At 77.7% G+C, this 18,350-nt stretch carries 18 protein-coding genes; 10 read left to right on the top strand and 8 right to left on the bottom strand.

The features are described from left to right. Positions 1-7 precede the first annotated feature (7 nt). The 3 genes from J0910_RS03250 (at position 8) to J0910_RS03240 (ending at position 4,975) form a co-directional block, all read left to right on the top strand. A complete protein-coding gene (locus tag J0910_RS03250) occupies positions 8-2,338 on the top strand; it encodes a hypothetical protein (RefSeq protein WP_420157014.1) in 2,331 nt (776 codons plus the stop codon). Positions 2,339-2,406: 68 nt separating this feature from the next. Beyond that, complete coding sequence (locus J0910_RS03245; protein WP_420157013.1) at positions 2,407-3,507, top strand: alpha-xenorhabdolysin family binary toxin subunit A; 1,101 nt, start codon at positions 2,407-2,409, stop codon at positions 3,505-3,507. 247 nt (positions 3,508-3,754) lie between these two features. Beyond that, positions 3,755-4,975, top strand: coding sequence for a PI-PLC domain-containing protein (locus tag J0910_RS03240; RefSeq protein WP_420157012.1), 1,221 nt, complete (start codon positions 3,755-3,757; stop codon positions 4,973-4,975). Positions 4,976-4,994: 19 nt separating this feature from the next. On the opposite strand, the gene J0910_RS03235 is transcribed toward J0910_RS03240, so the two are convergent. Continuing rightward, a complete protein-coding gene (locus J0910_RS03235) occupies positions 4,995-5,756 on the bottom strand; it encodes a DUF1266 domain-containing protein (protein ID WP_420157011.1) in 762 nt (253 codons plus the stop codon). 179 nt (positions 5,757-5,935) lie between these two features. Between J0910_RS03235 and J0910_RS03230 the strand changes: the two genes are divergently transcribed. From J0910_RS03230 to J0910_RS03220, 3 genes are read left to right on the top strand one after another with little or no spacing between them, the layout of a single operon-like run. After that, on the top strand, positions 5,936-6,526 hold the full coding sequence (locus J0910_RS03230) for a copper resistance CopC family protein (protein ID WP_420157010.1): 591 nt from the start codon (positions 5,936-5,938) through the stop codon (positions 6,524-6,526). A 40-nt stretch (positions 6,527-6,566) separates the two neighbouring features. Continuing rightward, positions 6,567-7,166, top strand: coding sequence for a copper chaperone PCu(A)C (locus J0910_RS03225; protein ID WP_420157009.1), 600 nt, complete (start codon positions 6,567-6,569; stop codon positions 7,164-7,166). Next, entirely contained in the window at positions 7,166-8,416 is a 1,251-nt protein-coding gene (locus tag J0910_RS03220) for a Dyp-type peroxidase (protein WP_420157008.1), read from the top strand. Before J0910_RS03225 ends, J0910_RS03220 begins: the two co-directional genes overlap by 1 nt. Positions 8,417-8,978: 562 nt before the next feature. On the opposite strand, the gene J0910_RS03215 is transcribed toward J0910_RS03220, so the two are convergent. Next, the gene (locus J0910_RS03215) at positions 8,979-9,566 is read right to left on the bottom strand and encodes a sigma-70 family RNA polymerase sigma factor (protein WP_420157007.1); all 588 of its coding nucleotides are present in this window, start codon (positions 9,564-9,566) and stop codon (positions 8,979-8,981) included. 6 nt (positions 9,567-9,572) lie between these two features. On the opposite strand from J0910_RS03215, the gene J0910_RS03210 reads away from it, so the two are divergent. Then, complete coding sequence (locus J0910_RS03210) at positions 9,573-9,770, top strand: zf-HC2 domain-containing protein (protein ID WP_420157006.1); 198 nt, start codon at positions 9,573-9,575, stop codon at positions 9,768-9,770. 222 nt (positions 9,771-9,992) lie between these two features. On the opposite strand, the gene J0910_RS03205 is transcribed toward J0910_RS03210, so the two are convergent. The 3 genes from J0910_RS03205 to J0910_RS03195 all read right to left on the bottom strand — a co-directional run bounded on the left by J0910_RS03205 (position 9,993) and on the right by J0910_RS03195 (position 12,276). After that, a complete protein-coding gene (locus J0910_RS03205) occupies positions 9,993-10,574 on the bottom strand; it encodes a hypothetical protein (RefSeq protein WP_420157005.1) in 582 nt (193 codons plus the stop codon). 534 nt (positions 10,575-11,108) lie between these two features. After that, complete coding sequence (locus J0910_RS03200) at positions 11,109-11,516, bottom strand: NUDIX hydrolase (RefSeq protein ID WP_420157004.1); 408 nt, start codon at positions 11,514-11,516, stop codon at positions 11,109-11,111. Between the two features lie 34 nt (positions 11,517-11,550). Beyond that, positions 11,551-12,276 (bottom strand): ArsR/SmtB family transcription factor, encoded by a 726-nt coding sequence (locus J0910_RS03195; protein WP_420157003.1) that lies wholly within the window; start codon positions 12,274-12,276, stop codon positions 11,551-11,553. Between the two features lie 65 nt (positions 12,277-12,341). On the opposite strand from J0910_RS03195, the gene J0910_RS03190 reads away from it, so the two are divergent. From J0910_RS03190 to J0910_RS03180, 3 genes are all read left to right on the top strand, one after another. Continuing rightward, positions 12,342-12,962, top strand: a complete 621-nt coding sequence (locus J0910_RS03190) for a flavin reductase family protein (RefSeq protein WP_420157002.1) — start codon at positions 12,342-12,344, stop codon at positions 12,960-12,962. Between the two features lie 142 nt (positions 12,963-13,104). After that, a complete protein-coding gene (locus tag J0910_RS03185; RefSeq protein ID WP_420157001.1) occupies positions 13,105-13,947 on the top strand; it encodes an isocitrate lyase/PEP mutase family protein in 843 nt (280 codons plus the stop codon). Continuing rightward, entirely contained in the window at positions 13,944-14,642 is a 699-nt protein-coding gene (locus J0910_RS03180; RefSeq protein ID WP_420157000.1) for a creatininase family protein, read from the top strand. Before J0910_RS03185 ends, J0910_RS03180 begins: the two co-directional genes overlap by 4 nt. A 452-nt stretch (positions 14,643-15,094) precedes the next feature. Here J0910_RS03180 and J0910_RS03175 read toward each other — a convergent pair whose 3' ends face one another. The 3 genes from J0910_RS03175 to J0910_RS03165 all read right to left on the bottom strand — a co-directional run bounded on the left by J0910_RS03175 (position 15,095) and on the right by J0910_RS03165 (position 18,173). After that, entirely contained in the window at positions 15,095-15,388 is a 294-nt protein-coding gene (locus J0910_RS03175) for a putative quinol monooxygenase (protein WP_420156999.1), read from the bottom strand. Between the two features lie 14 nt (positions 15,389-15,402). Continuing rightward, entirely contained in the window at positions 15,403-16,722 is a 1,320-nt protein-coding gene (locus J0910_RS03170) for a lysylphosphatidylglycerol synthase domain-containing protein (protein WP_420156998.1), read from the bottom strand. 608 nt (positions 16,723-17,330) lie between these two features. Further along, entirely contained in the window at positions 17,331-18,173 is an 843-nt protein-coding gene (locus J0910_RS03165; RefSeq protein WP_420156997.1) for a methyltransferase domain-containing protein, read from the bottom strand. Positions 18,174-18,350 lie beyond the last annotated feature (177 nt).

Raw genomic sequence — 18,350 nt, 5'->3', positions numbered from 1 at the left:
CAGCACGATGACCAGCGAGCAGACCGCTTCCCGTACCGTCCCCCGGGCCCGGGGCGCCGCCGATGCCGGCGGGGCCGGCGACGGCCTGCCCAAGGCGCTCGGCGTCCCGGCGCTGACCAGCCCGGTCATCGACGGGAACAACGCCTACTTCCACGGCCGGGAGCTGGACACCGGCAAGGTGGTCGAACGCCTGGCCAAAGAGCCGAGCGTGCGCATCGTCCAGCTCTACGCCGACACCGTCACCCTCTCGGCCTCCCCGGCGGCCGAGCTGAAGGAGGGCGTCGGCTGGCAGATCACGGCCCGGCGGATCGCGGTCGCCAAGGGCGCCGCCCTGCGCATGGCGAACGGCTCCGGCCTGGTGCTCTACACCTCCGAGATCGCCGACGAGGAGAAGGCGGGGAAGCTGCCGCTGTGCGTCCCGAAGTCCGGCGGCGGATGGCGGGACCGGCCCGAGGCCCTGGGAAAGCGGGCCGGGCTGCGCATACGCGTCGCGGACGACGAGGCGCAGGTGACCGAGCAGAAGACCGTGCCGGTGCCGGGCAGCGGCGAGCCGGTGCAGCTCGGCCGGTCGCTGACCATGCTGTTCCAGCACGCCACCCAGTTCTGGGCGGCCGACCGGGCCCGGGCGGTGGCCATGCTGCGCTGGACGGCCCGCCTGGCCGCGCAGAGCACCCACCTGCGGGAGCTCTTCGCCCAGGCGAGCAGCCTGCTCCAGCTGCACGACAGCGACCTCCCGCACGGGCGCTACGTCCCCTCCCTCAACCGGGACCTGTACGGGAAGCACCTCGGCGTCTACCAGAAGGCGGTGGCGGCCTACGAGGGGAACTACATCACGCTGCGCAACCGGGAACTCTCCATCGGGGACCGGGTCAATGCCGCCAAGGTGCTGCTGGCGAACATGAAGGACACCCACTCCTTCCACACCCAGCTGCGCGACCAGGCCAAGTTCAACGCCGAAGGCGCGGCCGCGGCGCTGGACAAGGCCAAGAAGGACCTGGAGAGCCAGAAGAACGAGGTGGACCGGGCCAAGCGCGACTTCGAGGGCCAGATCGAGTACCTGAAGAAGAAGGGCGTCCTCGAAGCGGTCCTCAAGGGCTCCTCCGCGCTGATCTCGCTGGGCACCGCGATCGCCTCCGGCGCGATGGGCGTCTTCGAGGCCGGCCCGGCGATCGCGAAGCTGGTCAAGACGATCGAGCTGGCGCAGGACATCATCAAGCAGGCCGCGGACATCGCCCGCACCACCAAGGCCATTCAGGACGCCCTGGAGCTGATCAACGAGCTGCGCGGCCTGGACACCGAGATGAAGGAGATGGTCCGCGACCTGGACGCGGCCTCGATGAAGAAGATCGAGGAACTGCTCCGCAAGACCGCGGGCCACGGCTCGGTGAACGCGATCGCCGAGTGGGAGAACTTCCAGGTCATCGCGCGTGCGATGCTCGGGCACTTCGCGGAGGGCGCCTCCTACCTCGCCGCACTGGAGGGCCTCTCCGTCTACGGCCGGGCGTTCGTCACCGCGCAGGCCGGCTACCTCCAGGCCTCCCAGCAGCTGATCCGGGCCACCCTGCAGGCCGAGCTCTCCCGCCGCCAGTGCCTGCGGATGGAGGCCCACATCAAGGAGCTGGAGCGGACCAAGACCCTCGGCGACGGCGCCGCGCAGGCCTTCTACCAGGGCTACCTGGACCAGAAGCGGTGGATGTTCATCGCGCTGGAGAACTACGGCCGCGCCTACCGGTACTGGGCGCTGGCCGAACCCGAGACGGTGCCCACCATGGCCGCCGACGCGGCCGGGCTGGCCGGGCGGCTGGCCGGCATCGCCCGCGAGTACGAGGCGGCGCTGAACCGCTTCGACCCGCCGCCGCAGCAGCGCACCGCCTCGTGGAAGGTGACGGAGAAGAAGAAGCTGGAGGGGCTGTCCGGCAAGGAGGGCCTCGACCTCCCGATCGACCTGCGCCACCCCGAATTCCAAGGGCTGGACCGGGTGCGGTTGAACACGATCCGGATCTACCTGGACGGGGCCGTCCCGGCCGCCGGGAAGAGCATCGTGATCGGCATCCACGGCTCGGGCGGCTACCAGGACCGGTTCCGCGGCACGGAGTTCGCGTTCAGCGCCCGCCCCTCCCACCGGACGTTCGAGTACAGGATCACCGGAGGCCGGCCGGAGATCGTCACGGACGGCAAGGTCTCCGAGGAGTTCGGCAAGGTGCTGATGCAGCCCACCCCGTTCACCGGCTGGCGGTTCACCGTGCTGAAGCAGAACAACCCCGGCCTGGACCTGAGCGGGGTCACCTCGGTCACCGTGGAGATGACCGGCGACATGATCCGGCACGAGTCCTACTGACCGCCCGCCCGGGGGCCGCCGCGCGCGGCCCCCGGGCCGCACCGCACGACCACGAGACGGGGGCTCCGATGACCCTGGAGATCGACATCAAGGGGCAGGCCGACCGGCTCCGCGGCACCGGCTCGGACGGCGGGCGGCGGTTCCTGCTCTCCCAGGCCGAGTGGTACCACCTCCAGGCGTACTGCGCCGCGGTGCTGGCGCTGCCCGCCGACGACGAGTCGATCCGGAACCGGTTCCAGCTGACCCCCGGCGACGACGCCGCGGACTTCGCCGACATCAGGGACCGCTACGCGTCGATGCACGGCCACGTCGCGGAGTGGAACGGCACCGTGATGCCGCGCAGCGTCGAGGTCGCCGAAGCGGTCCGCGTCTACGGGCACGAGGCCCAGGACACCTACGGCGAGCTGCTCAGGCTGGTGAAGGAGCGCGGGCTGGAGGACCCGACCGCCCGCGGCCGCTTCCAGGAGGTCCTGGACGGGTGCATCGCCCGGTCCCGGGAACTGGCCGCGCAGGGGGGCGGGGTCGCGGAGCTGGTCCGGGCGTTCCAGCAGCGGGCGGCCGAGGACACCCGGCTGCTCGCCCCGCTCAAGGAGAAGTACGAGAAGCGCTACGACCACGAGGACGCGGAGTGGCGGGCGGTCCGCGATCAGATCGCCGACGACCGCGCCGCCCTGGCCGAGGCCAACGAGGAGTACAACCGCGACGTGGTGGTGGCCGCGACCACGCCCGCCTACGCCTGGGTCCCCTTCTTCGGCTTCATCGCGGCCGTGACCGTCGCCTCCGTCTACGCGGACAAGGCGGTGGAGGCCCGGAAGGAGATCGACCGGATCGAGCAGAAGATCAACGACGAGCAGAAGAAGCTCACCCGCAACGCCCACATCCGGCGCTCGGTGCTGGACGCCTGCGAGTCGCTGGCGGGCACGGAGTCGCACTCCGGTACCGCGCTGGGCACCCTGGGCGCGATCCGCTCGGCCTGGGAGTCGGTCGCCGCCGAGCTGGCCGCGCTGCGCGACCTGGCCGAGAACGACGTCAAGAAGGCCGAGGAGATCGTGGACCTGCAGATCCAGCAGGCCATCGACGACTGGAAGGCCGTGTCGGCGGAGGCCGCGGACTACCTCGACCGGGCCTACATCAAGCCCCCCTCCGCGTTCGCGCCGACCCGGAGCTGACGCGCCGGCCCCGGCACCGCCCCGGCCGGGGCGGTGCCGGGCTCCCCCTCCGGAGGGAGGGCGGCGGCGCCGTTTGGGCCCGGACTTGGGTCCGGGAGCCCTGTGCCGTTCCGGAAGGGGATGGGACGATCCTGTCCGTCCCGTTCTGAGGCGCTGTGCGCCCGTTCGGCTCCGCGGACGCCCCTCCGCCGCCGGCCGCGCACGGTCTCCGCGCCCCGGATCCCCTCCTATGCGACCGGGAGCGGCCATGACGCCGATCGCCTCCCCCCGCCGCGGCCGGCCGGGGGCCGACCGCGGCGCCTCCTTCACCCAGTACGGCGGCGTCGTCCTCCTGGTCGCCGCGGTGCTCGCCGGGGTCACCGCGGTCGGCGTCCCGGGCAGGGTCGCCGACATGTGCGCCACCGCGTTCTGCCGGATCACCGGCGGCGAGGACTGCGGCGAGGCCGGCGGCAGCGGCGGCGAGGCCGCGGCCGAGGACCCGGAGGCGCAGATGTACCCCGGCCCGCCGGACGGCGCCGCCGACGAGCCGCCGCGGCCCCCGATCGAGAAGCCGGGCTGCGCCGACCCGGACGCGGAGTGGGCCGAGGGGCTGCACGCGCACAACGACTACGAGAACGAGCACCCGCTGGAGGACGCGCTCCGGCACGGCGCCACCAGCGTCGAGGCCGACATCTGGCCCTACAGCGAGGACGACACCTGGTTCGGCGAGCAGTACGACCCGATGACCTACGAGGAGGGCGACCTCGTCCTCAAGCACGACCCCACCGACCGCCCCCGGGGGACGCTGCGCTCGACCTACGTGGAGGCGCTGAAGGAGCGCGCCGAGGAGAACGGCGGGGAGGTCTACCCGGGCCGCGACGAGCCGTTCCAGCTGGTCGTCGAGATCAAGGGCCAGGAGAGCGAAGAGGACAGGCGGCGCGCGTACGACCGGGCGCTGGAGCAGCTCGAAGGCCTGCCGCCCGACGTGAACGTGGTGTTCAGCGGCGGCAGGCCCGGCGACGACTACGTGCTGCGGAACAAGCCGGACAACGTCAGCTTCGACATCGCGCCGGTGAACGGGTGCGAACTGCCGCCCAAGGTCAACATCGACAGCCCCGAGTACGACCGCGAGTACGCCGAGAACTTCACCATGTTCAACGCCGAATGGGGCAAGGGCCACTGCGGCGACCAGGGCAACAACAAGATCGACGACCGCGAGCAGGGCGAGCTGAACAAGGTCGTCGACCAGGCCCACCGCTCCGGCCTCAAGGTGCGCTTCTGGGGAGCGCCCGACGAGCAGTACCGGGACGGCTCCAACGGGGACTTCATCCCCTGCCACGGCCAGATCGTCCCCGGGCGCCAGGAGTGCGAGGGCGAGGCCCGGCGCGACGCCTGGCTCGCGCAGCAGGAGGCCGGCGTGGACTTCATCAACACCAACCACCTCGGCAACGGCGAGCGGTGGATCCGCAGCTGCGGCACCGAGACCTGACCCGCCGGGCCGGCGCCGGTCACATCTGGAACGGGAGGTTGAGCCAGGGGCTCTGCGGGTCCTGCATCAGGGCGTGGTGGGCGGCGACCGGGCCGGTGTAGAACGGGCCGAACTCGTCCTCGTCGAAGCGGAGGCAGCGGCCCAGGATGTAGCCGGCGGACAGGTGCGCCCAGGAGGAGTAGAACCGGCGGCTCTGCGCGCCGGCGTGCAGGATGGAGGACTCGGCGGTGGCCGGGTCGGTGTACTCGGCGTGCACGCCCCAGCGGGCGAAGTTCACCGCGCGGCCGAAGTCGTAGGCGATCATGTCGCGGATGACGGCGCCGTAGGGGAGCACCCCGTCGGCGGCCAGCCGGGCCTCGTAGCGCAGGATCCGCTCGACCGTCTCGATCAGCGGCCCGTGGATGTCGGACTGCCCGTTCCGCCGGCACCAGTCCCCCACCGCCGCCTGCCAGGTGGCCGGGTCGATCGGCTGCCGGTACCACTGCGCGGTCTGCCAGCGGATCTCCATCACCAGGGTGGCGCCCTGGTCGCTGCTGCGCTCGTCGAGCAGCCCCTCCAGGGTGGAGCGCCACTCCGCGGGGTCGTGCACGCCCCAGCTCTCCCGGAGCATCTCCCGCTTCTCCGCCACCCCGCAGCAGGAGCAGGAGCCGAACACGATGTTCCACGGCGCCTCGTTGCCGACCGCCATCTGCGCACCGCAGGCGTAGGCGTGCGCCATCGGCCCGAAGAAGTGCCCTCTCGGGTCCGCGATGAGCCGCGGGGAGGCGGCCGGGACGGCCATGTGGATCGCCTCATTCCGGATACACGACGCCAGGGAGGGTGAAAAGGCGTTCCGAGGCTATCCGACCCCGCCGCCCGGTCGGTTCGCTCCGGGGCGGGTTCCCGGGAACTCCCGGGCGCCCGGATCCGACTCCCTCTGCGACGCCGCCCGGAGGGGCCGGCGCGGGAGCGGAGGGGCGCATGTCCACAGCGGTGCCGACCGGACGGAACCGAAGGCGCGCGGCGGCGGTCGCGGCCGCCTCCGCGCTGGCCTGGGCCGCGCTCGGAAGCGCCCCCGCCCAGGCGCACGACCGGCTGATCGACGCGGCCCCCGGGGACGGGGAGGCCCTGGAGTCGCCCCCCGAGGAGGTCGCCCTGGTCTTCAGCGGCGAGCTGCTGGACGTCGGAGCGGCGGTGACCGTGGTCGACGCCGAAGGCGAGGCGGTCGCCTCCGGGGAGCCCGAGGTGGACGGCGCCGAGGTGGTCCAGGCCGTGGACGGGCTCCCGGACGGCGGCTACGCGGTGCGCTGGCGGGTGGTCTCCGGCGACGGGCACCCGGTCAGCGGCGGCTTCGGCTTCACCGTCGGCGACCCGGACGCGCCGGTGCCCGACCCGGCGCAGGGCGCACCGCAGGCCTCCCCCTCCCCGGCGGCGGCCCCGGACCGGGAACCCGCCGGCCCCGCCTCCGACCCGGCCGGCCGGTGGGTACTGCTCGGCCTGGCCGGCGCGGCGCTCGGCGCGGCCGGCTACGCCGCGGTCGCGATCGCCTCCGCCCGGCGCTCCGCGCCGTGACCCCTGCCCTCTCCGCTCACCCTCAGGAAGGACGATGACCATGGACACCACTCGCATCGCGGCGCTGGCCGCCGCCGCACTGCTGCTCGCCGGCTGCGGCGCGCCGGACGGCGGAGGCTCCGGCGGAGACGGCGGAGACGGCGGAGGCGGTGCGCCCGCGGCCGGCGGCGAGGCCGTCTCCGTCGAGGACGCCTGGGTCAAGGCGGCCACCGAGGAGGACGGCATGACCGGCGTCTTCGGCGAGCTGGTCAACGGCTCCGGCGCGGAGGCCGCCGTCACCGCCGCCTCCTCCCCGGCGGCGGGCAGGGTCGAGCTGCACGAGGTCGCCCCGGACGAGGGCGGGAACCCGGTGATGCGGGAGAAGGAGGGCGGGTTCCCGGTCCCCGCGGACGGCTCGCACCTGCTGGAGCCCGGCGCCGACCACATCATGCTGATGGACCTGCGGGAGGACCTGCGGCCCGGCACCGAGATCACCGTGGAGCTGGAGTTCGCCGACGGCTCGACCGCCGGGTTCACCGCGCCGGTCAAGGAGTACGAGGGCGCCGACGAGGACTACGGCGGGGGCGGGGAGGGCCACGAGGGCCGCGGCGGAGAGGAGCACGGCGGCGAGGGCGGCCACGGCGGGGACGGCGGCCGCTGATGGGCGGCGCGGACGCGGGGCGGCGCGGCCCGTCCCGCCGGCACCTGCTGCTCGGCGGGGCCGCCGCCGGCCTCGGCGCGGCCGGGGCGGTCGGCGCGGGCGCGCTGCTCCGCGGTTCCGATCCGCCGGCCCCGGACGGCCCGGAGCCGCACGGCGCCGAGACCGTCCCGTTCCACGGCGAGCACCAGGCCGGGATCGAGACGCCGCCGCAGGCCTTCGCCTCCTTCCTCGCGTTCGACCTGGACCGCGGCACCGGCGCCGAGGCGGTCCGGCGGCTGCTCCGGCTGCTCACCGACGACGCGTCCCGGCTGACCCGGGGCGAGGGCGCGCTGGCCGACTCCGAACCGGAGCTGGCCGCCGCGCCCGCCCGGCTCACCGTGACCTTCGGCTTCGGCCCCGGTCTGGTGGAGCGGGTCGACCCGGACGCGGCGCCGGAGTGGCTGCGGCCGCTGCCCCGGTTCGCCGAGGACCGGCTGCGCGACGAGTGGAGCGGCGGCGACCTGCTCCTGCAGGTCTGCGCCGACGACCCGCTCGCCGTGGCGCACGCCGCCCGGATGCTGACCAAGGACACCCGCGCGTTCGCCGGGCTCCGCTGGGTCCAGGACGGCTTCCGGAACACCCGGGGCGCGCTCCCCGAGGGCACCACCATGCGCAACCTGATGGGTCAGGTGGACGGGACGGTCAACCCCGCCCCGGGCACGGAGGACCTCCGCCGGCTGGTGTGGGGCGGAGGGGGCGGCGGAGGCGGAGGGGCCGGCGCGGGCGGCCCGGAGTGGATGCGCGGCGGTACCGGGCTGGTGCTGCGCAGGATCGCGATGGACCTGGACTCCTGGGACCGGCTGGACCGCACCGGGCGGGAGGCCGCCGTCGGCCGGCGGCTCTCCGACGGCGCCCCGCTGACCGGGGAGGCCGAGCACGACGAGCCGGACTTCGAGGCGCTCGATCCGCTCGGGTTCCCCCGGATCACCGAGTACGCGCACATCCGCCGGGCCCGCAGCGGCGACCCCGCCGAGCGGTTCCTCCGCCGCGCCTACAACTACGACCGCTCCGGCCCCGGGGGGCAGGACGCCGGTCTGCTCTTCGCCGCCTACCAGCACGACCCGGTCCGCCAGTTCGTCCCCGTCCAGCGCCGCCTGGACGAGCTGGACCTGCTCAACGAGTGGGTCACCGCGATCGGCTCCGCGGTCTTCGCCGTCCCGCCCGGCTGCCCCGAGGACGGCTTCATCGGCGAACCCCTGTTCCGGAGGTGACCCCGGCCCCGCGCCCCCCGGGGCCGCGCCTCCCCCGTGGCGGCGCCGCGCCGGCCCGCGCACCCCACCGCCCGGAAGCGGCCCGGAGCCGCGAGGCGAGGGTAACCGGGAAGGAGGAGGGCCCGCCGGCGACCTGGGACGCGGCCCCGCCCCGCCCGCCCCCGGGCCTCCGCGGAACCGGGCCGTCCGGCGCCCCCGGCCGAAACCGAAAGGGGCCCCCGCCCTGCGGGGAAGGCACACCCCGGGCGGACGGTCGAAAGGGCCGGGGGCCCGCGCTCCGGGGCAGGAGGCGGATCCGCCCTTCCGCCCCGGGCACCGGCCGGGCCGCAGGGCCGACCCGTCCGGCCGCCCTGGCCGCGAGGGCCGAAGGGGCCCGTTCCGGGACGGAAGAGCGGGCCCGCCCCGCGCCCCGGGGCCGTCCGGCGGCGTCCGGGCCGTGCCGGGACGGGCCCGCGCGGAGGGCAGGGCCCTCTCCTCGCCCGGGAGCACCCGGACGTCCGGCCGGCCGAGGAGCGGTCCCGCTCCGGGGCGGGAGGCGGGGTCCCGGCCTCCCCTCCCCCGGTCAGCGCGGCTCGGGGCGTCCGGCCCGGTCCGCGGCGCGCAGGGCGCGGGCCAGGTCCTCGCGGGCCCGGGCGACCCGGGAGCGGACCGTGCCCACCGGGACGGCGGTGATCCGCGCGGCCTCCGCGTAGGAGTAGCCGTGCAGCCGGGTCAGCACGAACGCGGTGCGCCGCTCCTCGGCGAGCCCGGCCAGCAGGTCGTCCAGTGCGACGTGCTCGTCGATCCGGGAGCCCTGCGGCGGGGCGCCGCGCTCCGCCCCGTCGTCCTCCTCGACCGGGCGGGTCCGGGGGCGGGCGGCCTGCGCCCGGTACCGGTCCACCACCGTGTACCGGGCGATCGACCTCAGCCAGGTGCGCACCGAGGACCGCCCGGCGAACCGCGGCAGGCCGCGCATCACCCTGATGTAGGTCTCCTGGGCGAGCTCCTCGGCCGACTGCGGGTCGGCCAGCCGGCGGATGTAGCGCTCCACGTCGCCCCGGGTCGCGGCGATCAGCTCGGCGAGCGCCCCGGACTCGCCGTCCCTGGCGGCCAGGGCCAGCCCGGTCAGCCGCCGGTCCTCGTCCGAGCCGGTCCCCGGCTGCGCGATCATGGGCCCATGAGGTGCATCGACTGCCGGACCGCGCTCTCCGCCGAGCTCGACGGGGAGGACCCCGGCGCGCGCCCGAGCACCGTCCGGCGGCACCTCCGCTCCTGCGGCTCCTGCGCCGACTGGCGCGCCGGCTTCGAGGAGCTGGAGTCCCTCGTCGCGGCGGCCCTCGGCTCCTCCTCCGCGGACCGGCCCGCCCGGCGCTAGCCGGACCGCTCCGTTCCGTGCTTCCGTTCCCATCGCTGGTTCCTCTGCTGCTCGCGCACGCCGTGCGGCGCCCCGGCGCGGTGCGGCGCGGGACGCGGGGACGGCGGGCGGCGCGCCCGACACCCGTCGGGGCGCGCTGGTGAGTAGGGGATCCGGCGGGCGCGGGCCGCCCGCTCGGGGCGGCCCCGGCGCGCGCCGGTGCGGAGGCCGGGCCGCCCGGGTTCAGGCGGCCGGCCGCGGGAGCGGCGGGGCGCGCAGCACGACGGCGTGCCGGAGGAGGCGGGTGGTGCGGCGGGCCGCTTCGGGGCCGCCCCAGGGGCGGGCGGCGCGCGGCGGCGGGGTGAGCCGCGGGCCCTGGGCGACCGGGGCCGGCAGCGCGGCCAGGACGGCGTCGGTGACCAGCCGGAGCAGGGTGAACGCCGCGGCCTCGCCGCGCCGCAGCCACCAGGCGCTGACCAGCGCGGCCAGCAGGTGCGCGGCGAGCATCCCGGGGTCGGAGGAGTCCCCTCCCCCGGCGGGCGCGGCGTGCCCGGCGGTGTGCGGGACGCCCGCCGCCTGCGCCGCGCTGAACACGGCGTGCAGCGCGAGCTGGCCCCACAGCATCCAGGCGGCGATCGGGCCGTAGCCGCGCTCCCGGCCGGCGGCCGCCCGGGCGAAGCCGAACACCACGGCCGCGCCGAGCAGCGCCGCACCGGCCGGCACCGCGTGCCCCGACGCCAGCGCGTGCCCGACCCCGGACACGCCGACGCACACCGCGGCGAACACCGCGGCGCGCACACTGCGGAACTGCGCCTGTGCCTCCACGTCGCGCCCATCGTCGCACCCGCCCGGCGGCCCCGCTCTCCGCCCCGGCCCTCTCCGGGGCGGCCGTGGCCTCCTCCCGGGCCCGGCCCCGGGAGGCGCCCGGCGTACGGCCGCCGGTGCCGGCGCCGCCGCGGCCGCTGCGGGGAGGTTTCGCGGGGGCCCTGTGGCGGGCGGTGTGCGCCTCCGGCGCGGCCCGGCCGGGCGGGCGGAGAAGCGCGAGGCGGCCCCACCGGGCGACCGGCCGGACACCCGACGGCCTCTCGGAGCGTTGACGGGAAAAGCGGCGGGCGCAGAAGAACACCCGGCTCCCCGCCCTTCCCCCGGCGGTCTTGGTGCCGCCCGAGGCGGGCTCCTCCCGTCAGCGGTCTCAGGCCGCCGACGGGGAAGAGGCCCCTGGCCGCGCAGGCCGGCGCGGCCGTCCCCCCGGGGCGGTGCTCTCGGCGCTGCGCGGGAAGGGCGGGAGGCGGGGCGCTTCCCCCGGCCCCTTTCGCCGCCGGCGGTCTCAGGGGCGGCCGAGCGGCGGCGGCGCGGGGGTCAGCGGGCGGCGCCGAGGGCGGGGAAGACGTACTCGCTCAGCAGCGGGGCGAGGACCGCGTCGAGGCCGGTGTCGCCGGGGGCGATCCAGCGGGATTCGGCGATCTCGCGGGCGGGGGCGGGGGTCCGGGTCAGGGGCGCGGTGAAGACGGTGGCGGTGACGCCGGTGTCCGGCTCGTTCGCGGCCGGGCCGGACCAGGAGCCCAGCGGGGCCAGGTCGCCGGGGGCCAGCTCGACGCCGATCTCCTCGCGGACCTCGCGGACCGCCGCCTCGGCGGGGGTCTCGCCGGGTTCGAGCTTGCCGCCGGGGAGCATGAAGGCGTCCGTGCCGCGCTTGCGCACGGTCAGCACCCGGGACCGGTCGTCTTCGAAGCAGACGGCCGCGACGTGGAGCATGGTTCGAGGCATGGCCCCAACGGTAGCGCCGGGTGCGGGGCGCCGGTCAGCCGCGGGCGGCGGCCAGCACGTCCTCGGGGAGGCCCAGGCGGGCGCGGAAGGCCGCGTGCCCGTCCCCGGTGACCGCGACGGCGCGGGTCGGCCCCGGGCGGACCACCCACCCCGCGGCGAAGGCGTGCGAGCAGAGCGCGGCGCCGAGCGCCCCGGCCAGGTGCGGGCGGCGCTCGGTCCAGTCCAGGCAGGACAGCAGGGCCGGCCGCCGGGACCGCCGCGGAAGGCCGATGCCCAGGTCCGCGAACCAGGCGGCGCCGGCGTCGGTCAGCGCGGGGCCGCGCTCGCCGTCGACCAGGCCGCGCCCGTGCATGGCGTCGGCGATGGCGACGCCGAGCGCCCCGGCCAGGTGGTCGTAGCAGGTGCGGGCGCGGGAGAGCGCGCCGCTCCGGCGCACCGCGGACAGCGAGCGGCGCTGCGGCCGGTCGCCGGGGGCCAGCGCCGACAGCGCCTCGATCACCTCGGCGACCCGCGGCGAGGCCAGGCTCAGGTAGCGGTGCCGGCCCTGCCGGACCTCGCGCAGCAGCCCGCCGCCGACCAGCGCCGTCAGGTGCTCGCTCGCGGTGGACCGCGCCACCCCCGCGTGGCCGGCCAGCTCGGCGGCGGTCCACGCCCTGCCGTCCAGCAGCGCCAGGCAGAACGCGGCCCGGGTGCCGTCCGCGAGCAGCGCCGCCACCCTGGCCAGGTCGGGTCCCCCGCCGGGGTCGGTTCGGTGGTTCACGCTCCCACGCTAGCCCGGGCACGGTTCGGCGGCCGCCGAACCGTGCGGCCGCCAGGCTCGGAGGCATGGAGCACCTCACCGTGGAACCGCGGATCCTCTACTTCGGAACGCCGGTCGCCCTGCTGACCACCGAGAACGCCGACGGCTCGACCAACCTCGCCCCGATCTCCTCGGCCTGGGCGCTGGGCCGGACCGTCGTGCTGGGCCTGGGGCGGACGGGGCAGAGCGCGGCCAACCTCGCCGAGCGCCCGGAGCTGGTGGTCAGCCTCCCCTCCCCCGACATGTGGCGGGCGGTGGAGGACATGGCGATGCTGACCGGCCGCGACCCGGTGCCGGAAGGGCACCCGCCCGGGTTCCGCCACGAACCGGACAAGTTCGCCGCCTCCGGGCTGTCCCCCGAGCCCTCCGCCGACGTCCGCCCGCCGCGGGTCGCCGGGTGCCCGCTCCAGCTGGAGGCGCGGGCGGTCCGCATCCACCCGGACGCCTCCGGCATGTTCGCGATCGTGGAGACGGCGGTCGCCCGGGTGCACGCCGCGCCGCACATCGTGGTGCCCGGCACCCAGCACATCGACCCGTCGGCATGGAGCCCTCTCGTCTACAACTTCCGGCACTACTTCGGCCTCGGCCCCGAGCTCGGCCGGTCCCGCCGGAGCGAGACCCCGGACCGCGCCGCCGCGGGGGTCTGAGCCCGCTCACGGGCCCCGTGCCGGTCCCGGTGTTCCGGCCCGCCGGCGCGGCTTGACGGGCCCGGAACGCCGGGACCGGCGCCCGAGGGCCGCCCCCGCCGGCGGAGGGCGGCCGTGAAGAGAAGAAGCGAGGAGGAGAGCGATGGACCGCTTCGCGGAGTTCCGGGCGCTGCACCGCCCCGGGGACCCGTTCGTGCTGCCCAACGCCTGGGACCTGGCCTCCGCCGCGGCGCTGGCCGCGGCCGGGTTCCGCGCGATCGGGACGACCAGCCTGGGGGTGGCCGCCGCGGCGGGAAAACCGGACGCGGAGGGCGCCACCCGGGCGGAGACCGTCCGGTCGGCGCGCGGGATGGCCTGGTTGGACGCGCTGGTCACCGTGGACGTGGAGGGCGGTTTCGGGGAGGGCCCGGAGGGCGTCGGGGCGCTCGCCGCCGAACTGGCGGCCGCGGGCGCCGCGGGGATCAACCTGGAGGACGGGCGCGGTACCGGCCTCGCCGACCCCGCCGAGCAGTGCGCCCTGATCCGGGCGGTGAAGGAGGCCGCCCCGGCGCTCTTCGTCAACGCGCGGACCGACACGCACTGGCTGCCCGGCGCCGGGCACGCGGAGCAGACCCTGGACCGGGCGCTGGCCTACCAGGACGCCGGGGCGGACGGCCTGTTCGTCCCCGGCCTGCCCGGCGCGGCCGGCGTCGAGGCGCTGGCCGGCCGCGTCGGTCTGCCGCTCAACGTGCTCCACCGGCCGGGAGGCCCGTCGCTGCGCGCGCTGGCCGAGGCCGGGGCGGCCCGGGTGAGCAGCGGGTCGCTGCCGTTCCGCGCCGCGATCGGCGCGGCGGTCCGCGCCGCCCGCGGGATCGCCGCGGACCGGCCCGTCCCGGACGGCCCGCCGCCGTCCTACGCCGAGGCCCAGGCGCTCGCCGGGCTCTACCGGGCCGGCCGGGACCGGACCGGGGGTAGCGGCCCCCGCTCGGGGATAGTGGGGGCATGATCGATCTGCCGACCTTTACGACCGTGGAGGAGCGCGACCGGGGAGCGGGCGTGGCGCTGCTGCCGGTGGGGAGCTTCGAGCAGCACGGGCCGCACCTGCCGTCGACGACCGACACCGTGGTCGCGTGCGCGATCGCGCGCGGGATCGCCGCCGCCCACCCGGTGCTGCTGCTGCCGCCGGTGGCGATCTCCTGCTCGCACGAGCACGAGGCGTGGCCGGGCACCGTGAGCATCTCGGCGGCGACCCTGTACGCGGTGGTGCGGGATGTCGCCGCGTCGCTGCGCCGGTCGGGCGTGCGGCGGCTGGTGCTGGTCAACGGGCACGGCGGCAACCATGTGCTGGGCAACGCGGTGCAGGAGTCCGGCGGCGGCATGGCGCTGTTCCCCGCCGAGGCGGACTGGGACGACGCGCGCGCCGCCGCCGGGCTGGAGTCCCCGGCCCGGAGCGACATGCACGCCGGCGAGCTGGAGACCTCGATCCTGCTGCACGTCCGCCCCGAGCTGGTGCGGCCCGGGTACGCCTCGGCCGACCACACCGCCGACGACCGCAGGCACATGCCCACCCTGGGCCTGCGCGCCTACACCGAGAGCGGCGTCGTCGGCCGCCCCTCCCTGGCCTCCGCGGCGAAGGGCCGGGCCGTCCTCGCCCACCTGACCGGGGCGTTCGGGCCGCACCTGGCCGCGCTGGGCGGCTGACCGGACGCCGGGCGCGCGGCCGGGCGGCCGGGGTTCCCGCCCGCGTCCTCCCCCCGCCGGCGGGCGGGGCCGGGGGTCGTCCGCGTCCCCGGCGGCCGCCGGCAGAGGCGCCCTGTCCCGCCTCGCCCGCCCCGGGCCGGTCTGCGGTGGTGAGGCGCCGGGCCCGGCGGGGCGCCGCCCCTTCCCGGTTCCGGACCGGGCGCACGGCGGCCGGCCCCGCCTCATCCGAGTCGGCGGGCCGCCGCGCCCGGCCCCGGAGAGGACCCGGGCCTCCCCGGCGGCCCCGCGAGCGGGCGGACCGGATCCGTCCCGCCCCGGCGACGCGGCCCGCGCGAAGCGGCGGCCGCCGGCCCTCGGGGCGCGGACCGGCCCCGCTCCCCGTCCCCGGCGGGCGCGGGGCGGGAAGGACGGCCCCCGGGTCCCGGAGGCGCGCCCTCCCGCCCCCGCACCGGTCAGCCGAAGGGCGGACCGGAGGCGGAGATCTCGTGCTTGAGCACCTGGTCCTTCTCGATGGCCACGGGGTTCTCGGGCACCGGTGCGGCGGCGCGCCACCGCTCCAGCGCCTCGGCGGTCTCGAAGTGCTCGAAGATGTTCACCCGGGCCGGGTCCACCGGGTCGGGCGAGATCGCCATATCGAGGCAGCCCGGCGCGTTGCGTGCCGCCTCGATGGTGCCGCGATGCTCCTCGACGAACCGCTCCCTGTCCCGCGGATCCACGTAGACCCTTCCCGCGACGATCACCGGCATGGCTCTCCTCCTTCTCAGTCGGTACGGGCATCGGCGGGCGCGTCGTGCGCCACCGGTACCGACCGGCGCCGACCGGAGAACTCATCGGAGGCCGGGTACGGGCCTTCTCCGGCGGGGGCGTCCGGGGCGGCGCCCCGGCCGGGTGCCCGCCCCGACCGGCGGCGGAGCAGCAGGACCGCGGCGCCGGGGAGGCTCGCGGCGAGGGCGAGGGCGCCGTAGGCCACCGAGGCGGCCAGCCCCTGCTCGGCGGTGAGGCCGGCGGCGGCGAACGCCGCGGCGGAGGCGGCCTCCCTCGGCCCCCACCCGGCCGCGTTCACCGGGACGCCCATCGCCAGCAGGGCGAAGAGCGCGAGCGGGACCAGCAGGGCCGGCGGAGCGGCGGCCCCTGCGGTGTGCGCCGCGACCGCGAACAGCGCGACGTGTCCGGCCAGCACGGCCGCCGACAGCAGCAGCACGCCCGGCCAGGCCCTCCGGGACAGCAGCCCGCCGCGCAGGTCCGCGGCGAAGGCCGCCGCGGCGGACCGCACCCGGTGGCCGCCCCGCCCCCACCGGGCCCAGGCGGCGAACGCCCCCGCGATGGCGGCGGCGGCCGCGGCCCACACCGCCGCCTGCGGACCGGGTAACGGCGGACGGCCCGCCGCGGCCCAGGCGGGCGGCGCGATGAGCAGCACGGCGGCGCCGGCCGCGGCCAGCACGGCCTGGCCCGCGCCGCGCTCCAGGACGACCGCGCGCACGCCCCGGCCGACGTCGCCGGCGCGGCGCCCGTGGGCCACCCCGCGGTGCACGTCGCCGAGGACGCCGCCGGGCAGCACCGCGTTGAGGAAGAGGGCCCGGTAGTAGTCGGCGAGGGCGGCGGCCGCGGGCAGCCGCAGCCCCACCCCGTGTGCGACGATCCGCCACCGCCAGGCGCTCAGCACCGTGGTGGCCAGTCCGATCCCCAGCGCCGCGGCGAGCGCCCGCCCGTCGATGGCGAGCAGCGCGCCGGCGAACGCGTCCGCGCTGAACCACCAGGCCAGGGCCGCGAGGACGGCCAGACCGCCCAGGGCCCTCCCCCACGGCCCCGCCGCCCGTACCGCGGCGGAGCGGAGCGCCCCGCCGCGTCTCGCGGAGCCGCCCGGAGGCGCGGAGGCCGGAGTCGCGGAGCCGGAGCGGCGGTCCGCGCCGCCGCGCGGAGCAGGGCGGAGTCCGGGCGCCGGCCCCGGCGCACCGCCCCGGTCGGCCGCCCCCGGCCGCGCGGGCGCCCCGCTGCCGCCGGGACGCGGGCACCGGCCGTCCGCCGCACCGGACCGGCGCGACCCCGGCGCCGGGCGCCCCCCGGGTTCCGCCCTGCTCACCTCGGGCCTCCCCCTGCCGGGCCGCGTGCGCGCCGGGCGCGCTCCGCACGGCGCGCCCTGCTCACCGGCCGCTCCGCTCCCGGCCGCTCGTACCGCATGGCTCCTCCCCCTCCTGTTCATCCCCGACCGCCCGGCGGAGCACCGCCGGCCCGCTCACCACGATCCTCTCCGCACGGGGGCGCCTCCGGCGAGGGGATTCCCCACCCTGTGGACGGCCGCCGGCCGCGCCGCCCGCCCACCGGAGCGGCCGGAGACACCCCGGACGGCCGCCTCCCCTCCCGGACCTGTGCCGCAAGGGCACCCGCGCGGGCGGTCCGAACGGGCGGAGCGGCCGGCGCGGCGGGCCGCCGCAGACGGAAGCGGACGGAGAGAGGGAGAACCGCCCCTCCTCCGCCCGCGCCTCCCCACCCGCCGAACCGGCCGGCCCGGAGCGGGCGGACCGGCCGGCGCGACAGAGCGCAGCGCGGGAAGGGGCGGCCGCCCCTTCCCGTCCCGCCGCCGCACTTCCGGGGGCCTCCGGCCGCGGTATGCGGACGGCACGCCCCTCCCCGCCGGCCCCGCTCTCCGGGGCGCCGCCCGCGCGGCCCCGGGGCCGCGCGGGCGGAGCATCAGCGCCGACCCGGCGGAAGGGCGAGCAGGTCGGTGTGGTGGACGGTGGCGCGCAGCCGACCGGATTCGCACTGGCCGGTCCGGCGGTCCAGGTAGGGGGCGGCGGCGCCGGCCAGCTCGGGGGCCTGCTCGACGGCGGCGGCGACCCAGCCGCGCAGCCAGGTCCGGAGCAGCCCCGGGCGGTCCGGGCCGAGCCGCCACGGGCTGGGGCGGAGCAGCACCTCGGCACCGCGCTCCCGGAAGGCGCGGGCGGCGGCGCCGGGGGCGTCCGGACCGAGGGGGCGGCGGCCGCCGCGGGCCCGCCGCTGGTGCGCGTTGAAGGCGGCCCGGACGTCCGCGTCGAGCGGGTCGGCCGGGTCGAGTTCGACGCGGCCGGCCACCGACAGGGTGATCAGCGCGGCGCACCCGGCCCCGGTGCACGCCGCGGCCAGCACCGCGACCTCGTCCCCGGTCAGCAGGTCGAGCAGCGCGGAGGCCGTGACCAGCCCGGCACCGGCGAGGTCCGGTGCGCCCAGCGCGGCCAGGTCGGCCTCGCACACCTCCACCCCGACCGCCGGCCCGCCGTCCGCGTGCGGCGGAGCGGCGGCCGCCGCGCGGGCGAGCAGGGCGGGGTCCCGGTCGTAGAGCACCCAGCGCTGCGGCCCCGGCAGCCGCGGGGCCAGCCACCGCGCCATCGCACCGGTCCCGCACCCCAGGTCCCGGACGAGCAGCGGCCCGGGAACCCGCCCGGCGAGCCGCTCCCGCACCACCGCCGCCAGCTCGGCGGAACGGGCCTCCGCGTCGGCCGGCTCGCGCAGCGCCAACCAGTCCGGGGCGTATCCGGAGGGGTCCGGGCCGCTCATCGCCGACCGCCTTCCGCGGCCGGCCGGTCCAGGGCGGCCGCACGCTCCGCAGACCCGAAGGCGCCGGTGCCCGATCCGCCGCGCCCCGGAGCGGTCGGCCGCCCGAACGGGCCTCCCTCGCCTCCGCTCCGGGCGGCGGCCGCCGCCCGCCCGGTCCCGGCCGGAGGGCGGCCGTCC

The sequence above is a fragment of the Nocardiopsis oceanisediminis genome (genome assembly GCF_048595525.1).
GTDB lineage: Bacteria > Actinomycetota > Actinomycetes > Streptosporangiales > Streptosporangiaceae > Nocardiopsis_A > Nocardiopsis_A oceanisediminis.
This window is presented reverse-complemented; position numbering and strand designations above follow the sequence as displayed.

Bases quoted from the DNA above. Each gene is read 5' to 3' on its own strand.
- J0910_RS03175 (WP_420156999.1), bottom strand. From the start codon at position 15,388: ATGCCGGTGATCGTCGCGGGAAGGGTCTACGTGGATCCGCGGGACAGG.
- J0910_RS03240 (WP_420157012.1), top strand. From the start codon at position 3,755: ATGACGCCGATCGCCTCCCCCCGCCGCGGCCGGCCGGGGGCCGACCGC.
- J0910_RS03200 (WP_420157004.1), bottom strand. From the start codon at position 11,516: ATGCCTCGAACCATGCTCCACGTCGCGGCCGTCTGCTTCGAAGACGAC.
- J0910_RS03245 (WP_420157013.1), top strand. From the start codon at position 2,407: ATGACCCTGGAGATCGACATCAAGGGGCAGGCCGACCGGCTCCGCGGC.
- J0910_RS03190 (WP_420157002.1), top strand. From the start codon at position 12,342: ATGGAGCACCTCACCGTGGAACCGCGGATCCTCTACTTCGGAACGCCG.
- J0910_RS03215 (WP_420157007.1), bottom strand. From the start codon at position 9,566: ATGATCGCGCAGCCGGGGACCGGCTCGGACGAGGACCGGCGGCTGACC.
- J0910_RS03185 (WP_420157001.1), top strand. From the start codon at position 13,105: ATGGACCGCTTCGCGGAGTTCCGGGCGCTGCACCGCCCCGGGGACCCG.
- J0910_RS03180 (WP_420157000.1), top strand. From the start codon at position 13,944: ATGATCGATCTGCCGACCTTTACGACCGTGGAGGAGCGCGACCGGGGA.
- J0910_RS03210 (WP_420157006.1), top strand. From the start codon at position 9,573: ATGAGGTGCATCGACTGCCGGACCGCGCTCTCCGCCGAGCTCGACGGG.
- J0910_RS03225 (WP_420157009.1), top strand. From the start codon at position 6,567: ATGGACACCACTCGCATCGCGGCGCTGGCCGCCGCCGCACTGCTGCTC.
- J0910_RS03165 (WP_420156997.1), bottom strand. From the start codon at position 18,173: ATGAGCGGCCCGGACCCCTCCGGATACGCCCCGGACTGGTTGGCGCTG.
- J0910_RS03220 (WP_420157008.1), top strand. From the start codon at position 7,166: ATGGGCGGCGCGGACGCGGGGCGGCGCGGCCCGTCCCGCCGGCACCTG.
- J0910_RS03250 (WP_420157014.1), top strand. From the start codon at position 8: ATGACCAGCGAGCAGACCGCTTCCCGTACCGTCCCCCGGGCCCGGGGC.
- J0910_RS03235 (WP_420157011.1), bottom strand. From the start codon at position 5,756: ATGGCCGTCCCGGCCGCCTCCCCGCGGCTCATCGCGGACCCGAGAGGG.
- J0910_RS03230 (WP_420157010.1), top strand. From the start codon at position 5,936: ATGTCCACAGCGGTGCCGACCGGACGGAACCGAAGGCGCGCGGCGGCG.